Source organism: Methanoplanus endosymbiosus (assembly GCF_024662215.1).
GTDB lineage: Archaea > Halobacteriota > Methanomicrobia > Methanomicrobiales > Methanomicrobiaceae > Methanoplanus > Methanoplanus endosymbiosus.
In genome coordinates this window covers 1,143,076-1,157,061 of record NZ_CP096115.1, presented here as the reverse complement: position 1 = coordinate 1,157,061, position 13,986 = coordinate 1,143,076, and the positions used below count along the sequence as shown (strand labels likewise).

Here is a 13,986-nt window from a genome sequence, read left to right as displayed (position 1 = left end):
ATATTTGTCATATCTAATTAAGCAACATTCATGGAGCGATACCTGTTATCGCGAGTGTCGTAAGATGCGAGATTACTCTGTTGAGGTAGCCAAGCCTGGCATGGCGCGGGGTTGCTAACCCCGTGTCCCCCTGGGACTCGAGGGTTCAAATCCCTCCCTCAGCGCTTTTAGAGCAAATCTCATTGTGAGGCTATTGAATGGAAGAACAAGAGATTAATTACTTTGTAAGGATTGAAAATGCCGATCTTGACGGAACAAAATCCGTTCAGATTGCACTTACCGGCCTTCCGGGAATCGGCATGCACACATCTGCTGTAATTTCAGATATGGCAGGTGCGGATCCGCGTGCAACCCTTGGTCTTCTCGATGAGGAGATTGTGGGCCGCATTCGCAATGTGGTGACAGATTATCAGAATCTTGTTCCTGTATGGATGCTCAACCGTCAGAAGGATGTCTATACCGGAGAGGCAAAACAGCTTCTCGGTTCAGATCTCAGCCTGACTCTTGAGGATGACATCAACAGGATGCGCAAGATTCGCTGTTACCGTGGTATCCGTCACGAGACCGGTCAGAAAGTACGCGGACAGCGCACCAAGTCCTCAGGAAGAAGAGGATCGACTGTCGGTGTCAGCAGGAAGAAGAAATAATCGGGTGGTTTAAATGGTATATCCTGGTAAAAATCACAAGCAGTATGAAACACCAAAGAGGCGCTTTGAGAAGAGCCGTATTGATGATGAGAACCGTCTTGTCATTGAATTCGGTCTCAGAAACAAGCGTGAACTCTGGAAAGCCCAGAGTACATTAAGGCGCTACCGCCGTGCAGCCCGTGACCTTCTTGCTCTTAAATCAAGTGTGACTGATGAAGCACTTATTGCAAGAAAGGAAGATGAGCTTCTTGGCCATCTTGCAAAATACGGCCTTCTTCCTGAAGGAGCAGGTATCGGCGATGTGCTGGCAATGAAGACCGAAAATGAACTTGAACGCCGTCTTCAGACTGTCGTGTACAGAAAAGGTCTTGCACGCTCGCCTAAACAGGCACGTCAGATGATCACACACGGTCATGTGGCTGTTAACGGGAGAAAAGTTACAATTCCGGGATGCAGAATCAGGAAATCAGAGGAGTCCGAAGTAGTTTATTACGGCAACTCTCCATTCACTGGTGAAGCACACCCTGAGCGCGGTCGCATCATGTCCGGAGGCAGACAGTAATGGCAGAAGATTCAAAAGAGAAATGGGGCGTAGCTCATATTTTTGCTTCGTTTAACAATACAGTTATTACAGTTACAGATCTTTCCGGTGCAGAAACCGTCACCAAATCAAGTGGTGGAATGGTTGTAAAGCAGGCACGTAATGAAAGCTCTCCCTATGCGGCAATGCAGATGGCAATCAATGTTGCAAATGCAGCAAAGGACAAGGGTATTGTCGGTGTCCATGTAAAGGTGCGTGCACCTGGACGTGGCAAACAGCGCAGTCCCGGTCCCGGAGCACAGGCAGCAATCCGTGCTCTTGCACGTGCCGGAATGAGAATCGGCCGTATTGAGGATGTAACACCTGTTCCACACGACAGCATTCGTGCTAAAGGTGGAAGAAGGGGCAGGAGAGTCTGATTAATGGAAATCACATTCAGCAGGCTTGATGAGAATGCTGCAAAATTTATTCTGAAAGGTACTACATTTGCTTTTGCAAATTCCTTCAGAAGGGCAATGATCACAGATGTGCCTACACTTGCAATCGAAGATGTGTTTCTGTATGACAACAACAGTGCACTCTTCGATGAAATTCTCACTCACCGCCTTGGCCTGATTCCGATTACAACAGACCTTTCAGAATATGTCAGAAGAGACGAGTGCTCCTGCGAAGGCGCAGGATGCTCACAGTGCCAGGCAGTATTTACCCTGAGTGTTGAAGGTCCGGGAATTGTAATGTCCGGAGATTTGGTTCCCCAGAATCCGCGTGCAGTCCCTGTCAGCCCCGACATTCCTATTGTAAAACTGGACGAAGATCAGAAGGTTGTCCTTGAAGCAAGGGCAGAACTGAATACCGGTATGGAACATGCAAAGTGGCAGCCGACACTTGCATGTGGATATAAGGCATATCCTGTCATTGAAGTGAGCGATCACTGTGACGGGTGCGGGAAATGCATAGAGCAGTGCCCGAGAAGTGTCCTTAAAGCCGGTAGTAAGGCAGTGTCAGTCATTGACAGCAGACTGGAAGACTGTTCCATGTGCAGGCTTTGTGAAAAGGCCTGTATGGCAAGTGATATCGGAGACGAGCCGGCGATACGTGTTAATCCCCATGACAGCAAATATATATTTGTAGTTGAAAGTGACGGTTCAATGCCTGTAAAGGAAATTATGACCCGTGCACTGGATATAATCGGGAATAAATCACGTGGCCTGGTGGATGTATTAAGCGACATTTCAGGAGCGATCTAAAATGAAGATAGCTACTAAGACAAATCCGCGCTACTCTGCCCTGGTTGCAACTCTAAAGGATGCATCAAGGACCAATGATGCAGGTGTATGGCGTGAGATTGCAAAAAGGCTGGAGGCTCCCTCCAGAAACCACGCTGAAGTTAATCTGAATAAAATCAGCAGATACGCACGCGAAGGCGAAACTGTAATAGTTCCCGGCAAGGTCCTTGGAAGCGGTGTGCTTTCATCAGGAGTTACTGTTGCGGCACTAAACTTCAGCGAATCAGCCATTGACAAGATTAAAAATGCCAATGGCACCTGCATGACCATAGAAGACCTCGTAAAGTCAAACCCCGAGGGTAAAAGCGTAAGGATTCTGAGGTGAATTAAGAATGGTTACAGTAATCGATGCAGCCGGTCTGCGCCTTGGAAGACTTGCAAGCACTGTTGCAAAACGTTCACTTCAGGGTGAGGAATTTGCAATAATCAATGCAGAATCTGCAGTTATTTCCGGCGCAAAAGCCCGTGTTCTTGCAGACTATGATCAGAAGAGGAAGCGTGGTTCCAGAGAAGGCGGACCATTCTATCCAAGAAGGCCTGATCATATCGTAAAACGCACCATCAGAGGTATGGTACCTTATAAAAGAGAGCGTGGTATTGAGGCATTAGCCCGTATCAAGGTCTATGTTGGTGTGCCTGAAGAGTTTGCAGACATAGAAGCCGAAACTATTGAATCTGCCCACATTGATGGTCTTTCAACACCAAAATATGTGGCTGTCGGAACAATAAGCAGTATTCTTGGAGCAAAGTTCTAAGGGGGCTTTGAATAATATGTCTAAGATTATTAACACAAGCGGAAAAAAGAAGACTGCAATTGCAAGGGCTACCTTTAAGGAAGGGAAAGGAAGAATCAGAATTAATTCCATCCCCCTTGAAATCTACAGCACTGAAATTGCACGTATGAAAATTTCAGAGCCAATCCTTCTCTTCCCCGGTTCAACAGATGATGTTGATGTAACTATTGATGTTTCAGGCGGGGGCTACATGGGCCAGGCTGAAGCTGTAAGGACGGCAATTGCACGTGGAATTGTAAACTGGCACAATGATCCAAGGATTAAGGATGCATATCTTGTATATGACAGAACACTCCTTGTCAATGACTCACGCCAGAAAGAAGCCAAAAAGCCGCACGGCCGTGGTGCAAGGAAGAAATTCCAGAAGTCTTATCGTTAGAACAGATAAAATTATAAGGGAGAGATCAAAAAATGATTCCGGTCCGGTGCTTTACATGCGGAAGAGTAGTTTCCGTTTACTATGAAGAGTTTAAGAAAAGAAGAGATGCCGGTGAGGAGATCAGGGATATCCTTGATGATCTGGGGCTTGAGCGCTACTGTTGCAGGAGGATGCTGCTCACCCATAAAGAGATCATTGATGATCTCAACCCTTACCAATAAATTTATGAGGGGTCGTGGGGTAGCCTGGAATCCTATGGCGTTCGGGATGCTGTAACCTGAGTTCGAATCTCAGCGACCCCATTGTCAGATTTAAAAAAAAGAAATACAGATTTTATGGGATTATGATGGAAACATACACCAGATATGAGAGAGCCAGAATTGTAGGTGCACGCTCTCTTCAGATATCAATGGGCGCACCTCTTCTGGTTAAGACAGACAGGATTGATCCGCTTGAGATCGCTCTTGAGGAGTATGAAACAGGTGTCATTCCCATTACCGTAAAGAGAAAATAGTACTGGAGCTGATGTAATATTGAATTCAAATGAAATAGAGATTGAACTGAAAGAATCACTTGTACCTGTAGAAGAATATCTGGCTGCCGGAGTTCATATCGGAACTCAGCAGAAGAGCCAGGATATGAAAAAGTTCATTTACCGCGTAAGGGGAGACGGACTTTACATCCTTGACATTCAGCAGACAGATGAGCGCATTAAAGTCGCAGCAGAATTTATTGCTAAATTTGATCCTGCAAAGGTGCTTGTTGTCACATCACGCCAGTACGGCCAGTATCCTGCAAGAAAGTTTGCAGAGGCTGTCGGCGGTGTTTCAAAGGTCGGAAGGTTTATTCCGGGACTTTTAACCAATCAGAGCATCAGGGAATACATCGAACCTGATGTTGTAATAGTAACAGATCCAATCGGAGATCTTCAGGTAATAAACGAGGCTGTCCAGTGTGGCGTGCCTATTGTTGCACTCTGTGATACAAACAATATTACCAAGTACATTGATCTTGTAATCCCGACAAACAACAAGGGAAGAAAGGCCCTCAGTCTTGTCTATTACCTCCTTGCAAAGGAAGTAATGAGCAAACGCGGCATTGCAACTTCACTTACACCTGAAGATTTTGAAGCAGAGTTATAATCCGGGGGAAAAGCCTAATGGAATTACGCAGGAGCACTCTTGCCGGCAGTTTTTATCCGGCGGAATCTTCTGTTCTGAGAAAACAACTGAAATCTTTTTTTGCAAATATTCCTGATAAATCACTTTCCGCACTTCCCGAACCCTTCGGCGTTGTATCACCGCACGCAGGAATTATATTCTCCGGACAGACATCAGCATACGCCTTTTCAGCAATCCCCAAAGAATTTACGGGTACTTTTGTTGTTATAGGGCCGAGCCATACCGGTTATCCTGACTGTGTATCCTCTGAAAACTGGGAGACACCTCTTGGGACACTTAAAAATGACAACGATTTCATAAAAAATCTTGACATTCCGGTGGACAATTACGCACACAGGAAGAAGGAGAATTCTCTTGAGGTCCAGATGCAGTTCATCAAGTACCGTTTTCCGGACTGCAAAATTGTGCCAATCCTTATGGGCAGTCAGACACGCAGGAATTCACTGTCTGTTGCAGAGAAGGTTTTCAGAGCTGTTGAGTTGTCAGAAAGTCCTGTGAAAATAATCGCTTCGTCGGATTTTTCCCATTATATCCCTGATAAGGAGGCCAGAATGCTTGACAACTATGCCATTGATGCACTCTTAAATCTTGATACTGCTGAATTTTATCAGAGAATTATTGATGAAGGCATCTCGGCATGCGGTTATGGCCCGATTACGGTTATGGCTGAGGTTTCAAAGAGGCTTGGTGCAAAGAGAGCAATTAAGCTTCATTACAGTACAAGCGGCGATATTAACGGCGATCGCAGTCAGGTCGTAGGTTATGCTTCATTAGCGGTGGTTTAACAGTATGGCTACCTGCAGCGCACCCGGCAAGGTATTTCTTTTTGGTGAACATGCAGTAGTCTTTGGTAAACCCGGCATTGCGATGGGTATTAAACCCAGAGTCTTTGTTACGGTCAGAAGGGGCAAAAACCCTCCCAGGGTAAATTCTCCCTATATTGAGAACTGTTTTGATCTCACCGGAGTTAACGGGAGTGCTTATATACATTCGCAGCTGCCGTCATCTTCAGGACTTGGATCATCTGCTGCTGTTACTGTTGCGACACTTTCAGCAATTAATGAGGAGTATAACCTTGGCATGGACAGGTCACATATTGCCTCAACTGCCTTTAAGATAGAGAAGAAGGTACAGCGCGGGAGAGCCAGTCCCACTGATACCTTTGTCTCCACATATGGCGGCCTTGTTCTGGTGAAGGACAATAAAAGGAGAATCCTTCCGCCTGAAAACCTCAATCTTGTCATCGGCAACACCATGGTGTCCCATAAGACAGCTGAACTTGTTGCTATGGTTGGTGAATTCAGGCGGAACAATCCGTATGTGGTTGATCCAATACTTGATGCCATTGAGGCGGTCACTATCAGATCACTGCATAATTTCCATAACCAGAAGACTCTTGGGCGTTATATGGATGTCAATCATGCTCTCCTTGAGGCACTCGGAGTCGGCCATCCAATGCTCACCCGCCTTGTGACTGCCGCACGTACATCGGGCGCATATGGCGCAAAGATGACCGGTGCCGGAGGTGGCGGTTGCATGATTGCACTCTGTCCAAAGAGATCAAAGAACCGTATTGCAAAGGCGATAGAGGCGGCAGAAGGCAGGGCGATAATTACGTCAATAGATACAGACGGAGTGAGGACAGAGAATGACAGTTAGAGAAGTGATTATTCTGAAACTGGGTGGCAGTGTCATCACTGACAAATCCGGGCGATGCATGATCGATGAAGAGAGGATTTCTGCGGTTGCAAAAGAGATTTCCGTCAGAAAGGAGATCTTTCCGGTTATCATCCACGGTGCAGGATCATGTGGTCATCCGGAAGCGAAGGAACATCATATTGATAAAGGCCTGGATCCTAATAATAAATCAGGTATATTTATCACTCATGCGGCAGTCAGGAAACTGAATGAGAGAGTGGTAGATGCGCTTCGTGCCAGTGGAGTGGAGGCAGTAGGCATTCACCCGCTTGATGCATGTACCGCAAAAAACGGACGTCTAATATCATTTGAGCTTGGTCCTGTTGAAATGCTGGTTCGTCATGGCATTGTCCCTGTTCTGCATGGGGATGTTGTGATGGACCTGGGTCAGGGTGCCTGTATTGTATCAGGCGATCAACTTGTCAGTTACCTTGCAGGGAATATGGCAGTTGACAGGATCGGGCTTGCAACCAATGTCTCTGGTGTTCTCAAAGACGGCAGTGTAATAGAGACAATAGACTCAGAGTCAATTGCAGATCTGACATTCAATGATTCAGGAAATACCGATGTGACTGGTGGGATGAAAGGTAAAATAGAAGAACTTCTTCTGCTTTCTGAAGCCGGGATAACTTCCAGTATATTCCATATAGATCGCCTCGGTGATTTCCTGGACGGGCGCAGCCATGGCGGAACTGTGGTGACCAAAAGCCGTTAGCATTTGCATTGCAGCAGTAATATGTTAAGGGATCAGGGAAGGATTTGATCCCGGCTAATCCGGTTCAGGTCTTATCACAGTAATATATCCGCAAATATCCGGAAAATTCGGCTTTTCAGCCGCAATAATGCCAATAATCCGGAGATATAAGAGGTGACAATAATAGATAAATCCGGATATACGTCCTCAAGGAAGAGGGAGCATCTTGAGATATGCTGTGAAAAACCGGTTGAATCAGGTTTTTCAGGTTTTGAGGACATAAGGCTTGTTCATAATGCACTCCCTGAGTGTGATATGGATAAGATTGACAGAGGCACTGAATTTCTTGGTTATAGTCTTTCATCGCCGCTGTTTATTGCCGCAATGACTGGCGGGCATAGTGATACCGCTGAGGTGAACGCAAGGTTTGCAGAGGCGGCAGAGCATTTTAATATTGGCATGGGTGTCGGTTCTCAGCGTGCTGCGCTTGAAAACCCGGAACTTGAGGACAGTTTTACAATAGTCCGTGAGAGTGCACCCCATGCATTTTTATGCGGGAATCTTGGTGCAGTTCAGCTTGCAGACAAAGGCCCTGAGTGGGCAGATCGTGCTGTGGAGATGATTGATGCACAGGCTTTATGTATTCACTTAAATCCGCTTCAGGAGGCAATTCAGCCAGAGGGTGATCATGATTCCGGCGGATGCCTTCAGGCTGTCAGGGATCTCTGCCTGTCTTCTAAATATCCTGTCATCGTTAAGGAGACAGGATGTGGAATATCAGGTGAGTCTGCAAAACTGCTCTGTGACGCAGGAGTCTCTGCCATAGATACCGGAGGACTTGGAGGCACATCGTGGGCAGCTGTTGAAGCGCTCAGGGCTGAGAAACTTCTGGCCCGTATGGGTGATGACTTTAATAACTGGGGCATTCCGACTGCAGTCTCCTTAATGGAAGTTGCGGACTGTGGTGTGCCTGTTATAGCAACCGGAGGTTTAAAGTCCGGAATAGATATTGCAAAATCAGTTGCACTGGGGGCAGCACTCGGCGGCATGGCGTTAAAGCTTTTAAAACCGGCCATGAAATCGCGTGAGGCGCTCTTTGAAGAGATTGAACTTATAAACCGTGAACTTACCGTTGCCATGTACCTGACCGGCTCAGAAAATTTAGCTGAACTGTCAGAGGTCAGGACTTATATTACGGGAAAGACGGCTCAGATGAAAATATATGGAGATGAATAAAATATGGAAGTAGAAATAATTGCCGTGGGCGGTTATGGAGAAGTCGGACGTAATATGACAGCCGTCCGCGTAGGAAAGGATATAGTAATTTTTGATATGGGTCTTCGCCTTGACCAGATAATGATTCATGAGGATGCTGAAGTAGAAAATATGCATTCCCTTGATCTCATTGAGATGAAGGCTATTCCTGATGACACTATTATGAATACTGTCGAGGGCAGTGTGAAGGCTATAGTCTGCACACACGGACATCTTGACCATATCGGTGCAATTCCAAAGCTTGCGCACCGCTATAATGCCCCAATCATCGGAACACCCTACACAGCAAAACTTATCGAACAGCAGATTGAAGGCGAGAAGAAGTTTGGTGTCAATAATAAGGTATTCGCGCTGAATGCCGGAAAGAAGTACAGGTACCAGATAACTCCGGATATAAGCCTTGAATTTGTCAATGTCCAGCACAGTATAATTGATACTGCAATGGCGGTTTTACATACCCCTGCCGGAATTATTGTATATGCAAACGATTTCAAGCTTGACAGAACACCAGTGCTTGGAAACCCGCCGGACTTTGCCAGAATGGCAGAACTTGGGCGTGAGGGTGTTTTAGCACTCATTGTTGAGAGTACAAATGTAAGCCTTCCGGGAAGATGCCCAAGTGAGAAGGTTGCCCATAAGCTTGTCAGGGATGTTATGACAAGTTATGAGGATGATAAATGCGCCATGATGGTCAGCACTTTTTCATCCCATATCGCCCGTGTAAAGACCATTGCAGAGTGTGCCCATGAGATCGGCAGAAAACCTGTGCTGCTCGGACGGTCAATGGAGAGATATTCCTCAACAGCAGAGCAGATGAAGCTGGTAGGATTTCCGGATACTGTCTCAATGTATGGCAACAGGAAGACTGTTGACCGGATGTTCAGAAGGATTATGAAGGAGGGCAAGGACAAGTACGTGCCAATCGTCACCGGACATCAGGGTGAGCCGGGTGCAATATTAACAAGGCTTGCAGCCGGAAATACGCCTTACAGGGTCGATAAAGGTGATAAGATCATGTACAGTGCAAAGATTATTCCTAATCCGATGAACTATGGTCAGAGATATCATCAGGAGACATTCCTGAAGATGAAGGGTGCACGTATCTTTGAAGAGCTTCACGTGAGCGGTCACGCCCAGAAGGAAGATCATTATGAGGTGATTCATCTCTTCAATCCGCAGCATATCATCCCGTCCCACGGTGATATTGATATGACCGGGGCATATGTCCGGTTTGCAGAGGATTGCGGATATACCTTAAATAATGATATACACATCTTAAGAAACGGTATGAGAGTAAATGTCAGTAAATAATTTGATGTGAGGAAATCCCATGAAACTTGAAGAATATCTTGATAAAACTGCTGAACTTGTGGATCTTGAACTGAACAGGCAATTTGGAGGGCTTCCTACTCAGCTTGGGAAAGCAAGCAGCCATCTACTTCTTGCGGGCGGCAAGAGGCTAAGGCCTGCGGTGACATTACTTGCAGCTGATCTCGTTTCTAAAGGCAGATCACTGGATATACTCCCGGCAGCTCTTGCCCTTGAGGTTACGCATACTTTCACCCTTGTCCATGATGATATAATGGATGGCGATTCCGTCAGGAGAGGTGCACCTACTGTTCATGTAAAATGGGATGAACCTACAGCAATTCTTGCCGGGGATGTTCTCTATGCTGAGGCATTTGAGCTTATCACAAACTGCCTTGCTGACAATCTTGCAAAGGTTCACAGTGTTGCTATTCTTGCAAGAACCTGTGTTGAGATCTGCCAGGGTCAGCATGAGGATATGTCATTTGAGTCACGTGATGATGTGGATTCCTTTGAATATATCGATATGGTCGGCAAGAAGACCGGAAAATTATATGCTGCTGCTGCATCAATAGGTGCAACGCTTGCAGGCGGCAGTAAAAAAGAGGTTTCGGCCCTTTATGACTGGGGCTATCACAGTGGCATTGCCTTTCAGATCCAGGATGACTTAATTGACTTTATGGGTGAGACTGAGAAGACCGGAAAGGACAGGGCTTCGGATCTTCGCGAGGGTAAAAAAACACTCATTGCAATTCTTGCAAAGGAGAAGGGCATTGATCTCTCAAAGTACAGGAAGGAATCCTTAACCGATGAAGAGATTCAGGAGGCCATTGACATACTAACTGAATCAGGTGTCATTGAGGAGACCAGAAATACTGCAATGGAGCACGTTAAGAAGGCAAAACAGATGCTTTTAGTCTTTGATGACTGTGAGGAGAAGGATCTCCTCTGCCAGATTACAGATTATTTTATTAACAGAGGATTTTAGGCAATGTCTTTAGATCCACGCGATTTTTTTTTCAGGCATGCCCTCTTAAATGCCGTCCAGCATGAGAATGTGCCAAAAGCCGGCACTGTTCTTGGCATGCTTATGGGTAAACATCCGGAATTCCGAACGCAGGCAAAGGAGATGTCTGCCATCCTTAAGGATGTCTTATCCGAAGTTGAGGCTCTCCCGCCGGAAGAGAGAAAGGAGAAGCTGATGGCTATTGCTCCTGAGCTCCTCACCGAAAAGAAGGAGAAGAAGGAGAAGGAACCTCTCCGTGAGCTTAAGAATGTTGGTGACAATGGCGTTGTGATGCGTTTTGCACCCAATCCAAGCGGGCCTCTTCACCTTGGTCATGCAAGGGCTGCATATCTCAATGATTATTACGTCCGGAAATATGGCGGAAAGTATGTTCTGAGAATTGAGGATACTGATCCGAGGCGTGTTGAGCCTGAAAATTATAAACTTCTCCTGGATGACATCACATGGCTTGGCTTAAATATTACAGATATTGTCTATCAGAGCGACAGGTTTGATATATATTATGAGCACGGCCGGAAACTGATTGAGATAGGCGGTGCCTATATCTGCACCTGTGATGCCGAAAGTTTCAGGGAGCTTAAAAACAGTAAGAAACCCTGCCCGTGCAGGGACAACTCCGTTGAGGAAAATCTCAGGCAGTGGGATAAGATGCTTGCCGGAGGATTTGCTGAAGGCACTGTTACAGTCAGGGTTAAGACTGACGTTGAGCATCCTGATCCTGCAATGAGGGACTTTTCAATATTCAGGGTTGTGGATTCTCCACCTCATCCCAGAAAAGATGTAACTGTCTATCCGATGATGAACTTATCAGTCGTTGTGGATGACCACCTGCTTGGGATGACCCATGTCATCAGGGGCAAGGATCACATCGCCAATACCAGACGGCAGGGCTATATCTATGATTATTTCGGGTGGAAACAGCCGGAGTACTACCACTATGGGCGTATGTCAGTCGGAGATGTGGTACTGTCAACTTCAGCGATGAAGGCCGGAATTTCGGATGGCACTTATACCGGATGGGACGATATCAGGCTTGGAACCTTAAAGGCAATTGCACGAAGGGGTATTAAGCCTGAAGCTGTCAGGAAGGCGATGGTTGATCTCGGAGTCGGCCAGACTGATATAAACTTCTCATGGGAGAATCTCTTTGCCGAAAATAAGGCGATAATTGATCCGGTTGCAAACCGTTATTTTTTTGTCCCTGAACCTGTGACATTTGAGATCTCCGGTGCACCTTCAAAAACCGCTGAAATTCCCCTTTATCCGAATGACAGTTCAAGAGGTGTCAGAAAGCTTGATTTTACAGGCAAGCTTCATCTCTCACCAGGAGATATTGCAGGAAAATCCTTTGTCAGGCTTAAGGATCTCTTCAATGTAACAATTACAGAGAAAGATGGAGTGATCCTCATCACTTATGCCGGAGATTCACTTGAAGAGGCAAAGGAGAAGCATGCATCAATTATTCAGTGGCTGCCCTATGGCAGGGCTTCTGTGCCCTGCCGGATGAAGAGACCTGACGGTGACATTGAAGGGTTGTGTGAAGAAGGTGTTAAGGATATGGCAGGAGAGGAAGTGCAGTTTGAGAGAGTTGGTTTTGTAAGGATTGATTCTGTCAGTGGTGACAATGTAACTGCATACTTCACCCACCGGTGAACAATAATATTATATACTATTTTACTGTATTAACATCCGGGGAGGACTGTTAAGGGGGAGAATAGTATAATCTATCTGTACTTATTTTTAATATTTACATCATTAATTTCACTTTTAAAAATTTAGCGTAAATCCCCTTGGTCTTTAGCCAAGGGGATGTAAGCGACATCATCTTTGTTCTCATATATATATTTCGTAATTGTAGTTTTACAAGAAAATATATGGGGGGTTGAAATCAAACCAAATCTATATGTTGAGGGCCTACAAATACCGAATCTATCCTAACAAAGAACAGGAGAAAATGTTCTTTCAGCATTTCGGTGCCTGTAGGTTTATCTACAATTGGGGTCTGGAAAATAAAATCCGAACTTATGAAACAGATGGAAAATCAATATCGAGATTTGCATTACAAAAAATGCTACCTGATTTGAAATCAGAGCATGATTGGATAAAAGATGTTAATTCGCAATCAATACAGAGTGCATTGTTAAATCTTGAAAATGCATTTACTCGTTTCTTCCGGGAAAAGAAAGGATTTCCAAAATTCAAATCCCGGAAAAATCCAGTGCAGTCATTTTCAGTTCCACAACACTACATTGTGAATTTTGATACCCATAAAATTAAATTACCTAAAATTGGATGGGTTAAAGCAAAATTACACAGGAAATATGAGGGAGCTGAAAAAACAGCAACTGTGTCAGTCACATCAACGGGCAAATTTTTTATTAGTATTCTGATAGATGATGGACAGGAACAACTTCCTGTACAACATTTTGATGCAGATACAACTGTGGGTATTGATGTAGGTATCAAAGATTTTGCAATACTCTCCAATGGTGAAAAGATTGAGAATCCCCGATATTTGAAGCAGTCACTTCTCCGACTGAAAGTGTTACAAAAACGATTGAGTAGAAAACAAAAAGGTTCTAACAACAGAAATAAAGCAAAAAATGCAGTAGCAAAAATTCATGAAAAAATTCACAATCAAAGAAGCGATTTCCAGCACAAACTCTCTTTTAGATTAGTATGCGAGAACCAAGCAATTGCACTGGAAACTTTGAATGTTGAAGGGATGTTAAAAAATCATAAATTGGCACAACATATTGCTGATGCATCATGGAGTTCATTTGTTACTCAATTAGAATATAAGGCACAGAAACACGGTAAAACTATCTTACGGATAGGACAATTTGAACCATCTACAAAAATCTGTAGTGAATGTGGATATTACAACAGGGATTTGACTTTATCTGATAGAGACTGGATTTGTCCGGATTGTGGGGTACATCATGACCGGGATATAAATGCCGCAATAAATATCAGGAAATTTGCTTTTGATAAACAGAATCTAATTGGAATATAATATCTTTACACCCTTGGAACGAGGGGAAGGGCCTGTGGACTTACGAACAATGGTTTGGGGTATGAAGCAGGAAGCCTCTGGGTCTTTAGCCCAGAGGTAGTTCACTTGCTTACCTTTCGGCCTCTAAAAAGCATGTTCTT

18 protein-coding genes and 2 tRNA genes are annotated in these 13,986 nt (G+C 45.0%); all 20 read left to right on the top strand.

Translation table 11 applies throughout. The features are described from left to right. Window positions 1-79: 79 nt before the first annotated feature. The 20 genes from L6E24_RS04880 (at window position 80) to tnpB (ending at window position 13,846) form a co-directional block, all read left to right on the top strand. Window positions 80-164 (top strand) — tRNA-Ser (locus L6E24_RS04880). Between the two features lie 33 nt (window positions 165-197). Continuing rightward, window positions 198-647: a 30S ribosomal protein S13 gene (locus L6E24_RS04875; RefSeq protein ID WP_257743593.1), complete on the top strand. Its 450-nt coding sequence runs from the start codon at window positions 198-200 to the stop codon at window positions 645-647. A 13-nt stretch (window positions 648-660) separates the two neighbouring features. Next, window positions 661-1,209 carry a 30S ribosomal protein S4 gene (locus tag L6E24_RS04870; RefSeq protein ID WP_257743592.1) on the top strand — a complete coding sequence of 183 codons (549 nt, stop codon included), beginning with the start codon at window positions 661-663 and terminating at the stop codon, window positions 1,207-1,209. Beyond that, complete coding sequence (locus tag L6E24_RS04865) at window positions 1,209-1,607, top strand: 30S ribosomal protein S11 (RefSeq protein WP_257743591.1); 399 nt, start codon at window positions 1,209-1,211, stop codon at window positions 1,605-1,607. Before L6E24_RS04870 ends, L6E24_RS04865 begins: the two co-directional genes overlap by 1 nt. A 3-nt stretch (window positions 1,608-1,610) precedes the next feature. Beyond that, entirely contained in the window at window positions 1,611-2,435 is an 825-nt protein-coding gene (locus L6E24_RS04860; RefSeq protein ID WP_257743590.1) for a DNA-directed RNA polymerase subunit D, read from the top strand. Window position 2,436: 1 nt separating this feature from the next. Further along, window positions 2,437-2,799, top strand: a complete 363-nt coding sequence (locus tag L6E24_RS04855) for a 50S ribosomal protein L18e (RefSeq protein WP_257743589.1) — start codon at window positions 2,437-2,439, stop codon at window positions 2,797-2,799. A 7-nt stretch (window positions 2,800-2,806) separates the two neighbouring features. Next, on the top strand, window positions 2,807-3,229 hold the full coding sequence (locus L6E24_RS04850) for a 50S ribosomal protein L13 (RefSeq protein ID WP_257743588.1): 423 nt from the start codon (window positions 2,807-2,809) through the stop codon (window positions 3,227-3,229). A 16-nt stretch (window positions 3,230-3,245) separates the two neighbouring features. Continuing rightward, the gene (locus tag L6E24_RS04845; protein WP_257743587.1) at window positions 3,246-3,647 is read left to right on the top strand and encodes a 30S ribosomal protein S9; all 402 of its coding nucleotides are present in this window, start codon (window positions 3,246-3,248) and stop codon (window positions 3,645-3,647) included. 32 nt (window positions 3,648-3,679) lie between these two features. Beyond that, a complete protein-coding gene (locus L6E24_RS04840; RefSeq protein WP_004076523.1) occupies window positions 3,680-3,868 on the top strand; it encodes a DNA-directed RNA polymerase subunit N in 189 nt (62 codons plus the stop codon). Window positions 3,869-3,876: 8 nt separating this feature from the next. Next, window positions 3,877-3,949, top strand: a tRNA-Pro gene (locus tag L6E24_RS04835). Between the two features lie 44 nt (window positions 3,950-3,993). Beyond that, window positions 3,994-4,161: a DNA-directed RNA polymerase subunit K gene (locus L6E24_RS04830; protein ID WP_257743980.1), complete on the top strand. Its 168-nt coding sequence runs from the start codon at window positions 3,994-3,996 to the stop codon at window positions 4,159-4,161. Window positions 4,162-4,180: 19 nt separating this feature from the next. Then, window positions 4,181-4,789, top strand: coding sequence for a 30S ribosomal protein S2 (gene rpsB, locus L6E24_RS04825; protein WP_257743586.1), 609 nt, complete (start codon window positions 4,181-4,183; stop codon window positions 4,787-4,789). Window positions 4,790-4,806: 17 nt separating this feature from the next. Next, on the top strand, window positions 4,807-5,613 hold the full coding sequence (amrB, locus tag L6E24_RS04820; RefSeq protein WP_257743585.1) for an AmmeMemoRadiSam system protein B: 807 nt from the start codon (window positions 4,807-4,809) through the stop codon (window positions 5,611-5,613). Between the two features lie 4 nt (window positions 5,614-5,617). Beyond that, complete coding sequence (gene mvk / locus L6E24_RS04815) at window positions 5,618-6,487, top strand: mevalonate kinase (protein WP_257743584.1); 870 nt, start codon at window positions 5,618-5,620, stop codon at window positions 6,485-6,487. Beyond that, on the top strand, window positions 6,477-7,241 hold the full coding sequence (locus L6E24_RS04810) for an isopentenyl phosphate kinase (protein ID WP_257743583.1): 765 nt from the start codon (window positions 6,477-6,479) through the stop codon (window positions 7,239-7,241). Before mvk ends, L6E24_RS04810 begins: the two co-directional genes overlap by 11 nt. A 162-nt stretch (window positions 7,242-7,403) precedes the next feature. Continuing rightward, complete coding sequence (gene fni, locus L6E24_RS04805; protein ID WP_257743979.1) at window positions 7,404-8,456, top strand: type 2 isopentenyl-diphosphate Delta-isomerase; 1,053 nt, start codon at window positions 7,404-7,406, stop codon at window positions 8,454-8,456. A 3-nt stretch (window positions 8,457-8,459) separates the two neighbouring features. After that, window positions 8,460-9,806 carry an RNase J family beta-CASP ribonuclease gene (locus L6E24_RS04800; RefSeq protein ID WP_257743582.1) on the top strand — a complete coding sequence of 449 codons (1,347 nt, stop codon included), beginning with the start codon at window positions 8,460-8,462 and terminating at the stop codon, window positions 9,804-9,806. Window positions 9,807-9,825: 19 nt separating this feature from the next. After that, the gene (locus L6E24_RS04795) at window positions 9,826-10,791 is read left to right on the top strand and encodes a polyprenyl synthetase family protein (protein ID WP_257743581.1); all 966 of its coding nucleotides are present in this window, start codon (window positions 9,826-9,828) and stop codon (window positions 10,789-10,791) included. Window positions 10,792-10,794: 3 nt separating this feature from the next. Further along, the gene (locus tag L6E24_RS04790) at window positions 10,795-12,483 is read left to right on the top strand and encodes a glutamate--tRNA ligase (RefSeq protein ID WP_257743580.1); all 1,689 of its coding nucleotides are present in this window, start codon (window positions 10,795-10,797) and stop codon (window positions 12,481-12,483) included. Window positions 12,484-12,712: 229 nt separating this feature from the next. Further along, on the top strand, window positions 12,713-13,846 hold the full coding sequence (tnpB, locus tag L6E24_RS04785) for an IS200/IS605 family element RNA-guided endonuclease TnpB (RefSeq protein WP_257743579.1): 1,134 nt from the start codon (window positions 12,713-12,715) through the stop codon (window positions 13,844-13,846). Window positions 13,847-13,986 lie beyond the last annotated feature (140 nt).

Excerpts from the sequence above, each read along its gene's own strand:
- L6E24_RS04850 (WP_257743588.1), top strand. The coding sequence starts at position 2,807 with ATGGTTACAGTAATCGATGCAGCCGGTCTGCGCCTTGGAAGACTTGCA.
- L6E24_RS04865 (WP_257743591.1), top strand. The coding sequence starts at position 1,209 with ATGGCAGAAGATTCAAAAGAGAAATGGGGCGTAGCTCATATTTTTGCT.
- mvk (WP_257743584.1), top strand. The coding sequence starts at position 5,618 with ATGGCTACCTGCAGCGCACCCGGCAAGGTATTTCTTTTTGGTGAACAT.
- L6E24_RS04845 (WP_257743587.1), top strand. The coding sequence starts at position 3,246 with ATGTCTAAGATTATTAACACAAGCGGAAAAAAGAAGACTGCAATTGCA.
- L6E24_RS04840 (WP_004076523.1), top strand. The coding sequence starts at position 3,680 with ATGATTCCGGTCCGGTGCTTTACATGCGGAAGAGTAGTTTCCGTTTAC.
- L6E24_RS04795 (WP_257743581.1), top strand. The coding sequence starts at position 9,826 with ATGAAACTTGAAGAATATCTTGATAAAACTGCTGAACTTGTGGATCTT.
- L6E24_RS04875 (WP_257743593.1), top strand. The coding sequence starts at position 198 with ATGGAAGAACAAGAGATTAATTACTTTGTAAGGATTGAAAATGCCGAT.
- L6E24_RS04830 (WP_257743980.1), top strand. The coding sequence starts at position 3,994 with ATGGAAACATACACCAGATATGAGAGAGCCAGAATTGTAGGTGCACGC.
- L6E24_RS04855 (WP_257743589.1), top strand. The coding sequence starts at position 2,437 with ATGAAGATAGCTACTAAGACAAATCCGCGCTACTCTGCCCTGGTTGCA.
- L6E24_RS04860 (WP_257743590.1), top strand. The coding sequence starts at position 1,611 with ATGGAAATCACATTCAGCAGGCTTGATGAGAATGCTGCAAAATTTATT.
- L6E24_RS04810 (WP_257743583.1), top strand. The coding sequence starts at position 6,477 with ATGACAGTTAGAGAAGTGATTATTCTGAAACTGGGTGGCAGTGTCATC.
- L6E24_RS04870 (WP_257743592.1), top strand. The coding sequence starts at position 661 with ATGGTATATCCTGGTAAAAATCACAAGCAGTATGAAACACCAAAGAGG.
- L6E24_RS04800 (WP_257743582.1), top strand. The coding sequence starts at position 8,460 with ATGGAAGTAGAAATAATTGCCGTGGGCGGTTATGGAGAAGTCGGACGT.
- L6E24_RS04790 (WP_257743580.1), top strand. The coding sequence starts at position 10,795 with ATGTCTTTAGATCCACGCGATTTTTTTTTCAGGCATGCCCTCTTAAAT.
- amrB (WP_257743585.1), top strand. The coding sequence starts at position 4,807 with ATGGAATTACGCAGGAGCACTCTTGCCGGCAGTTTTTATCCGGCGGAA.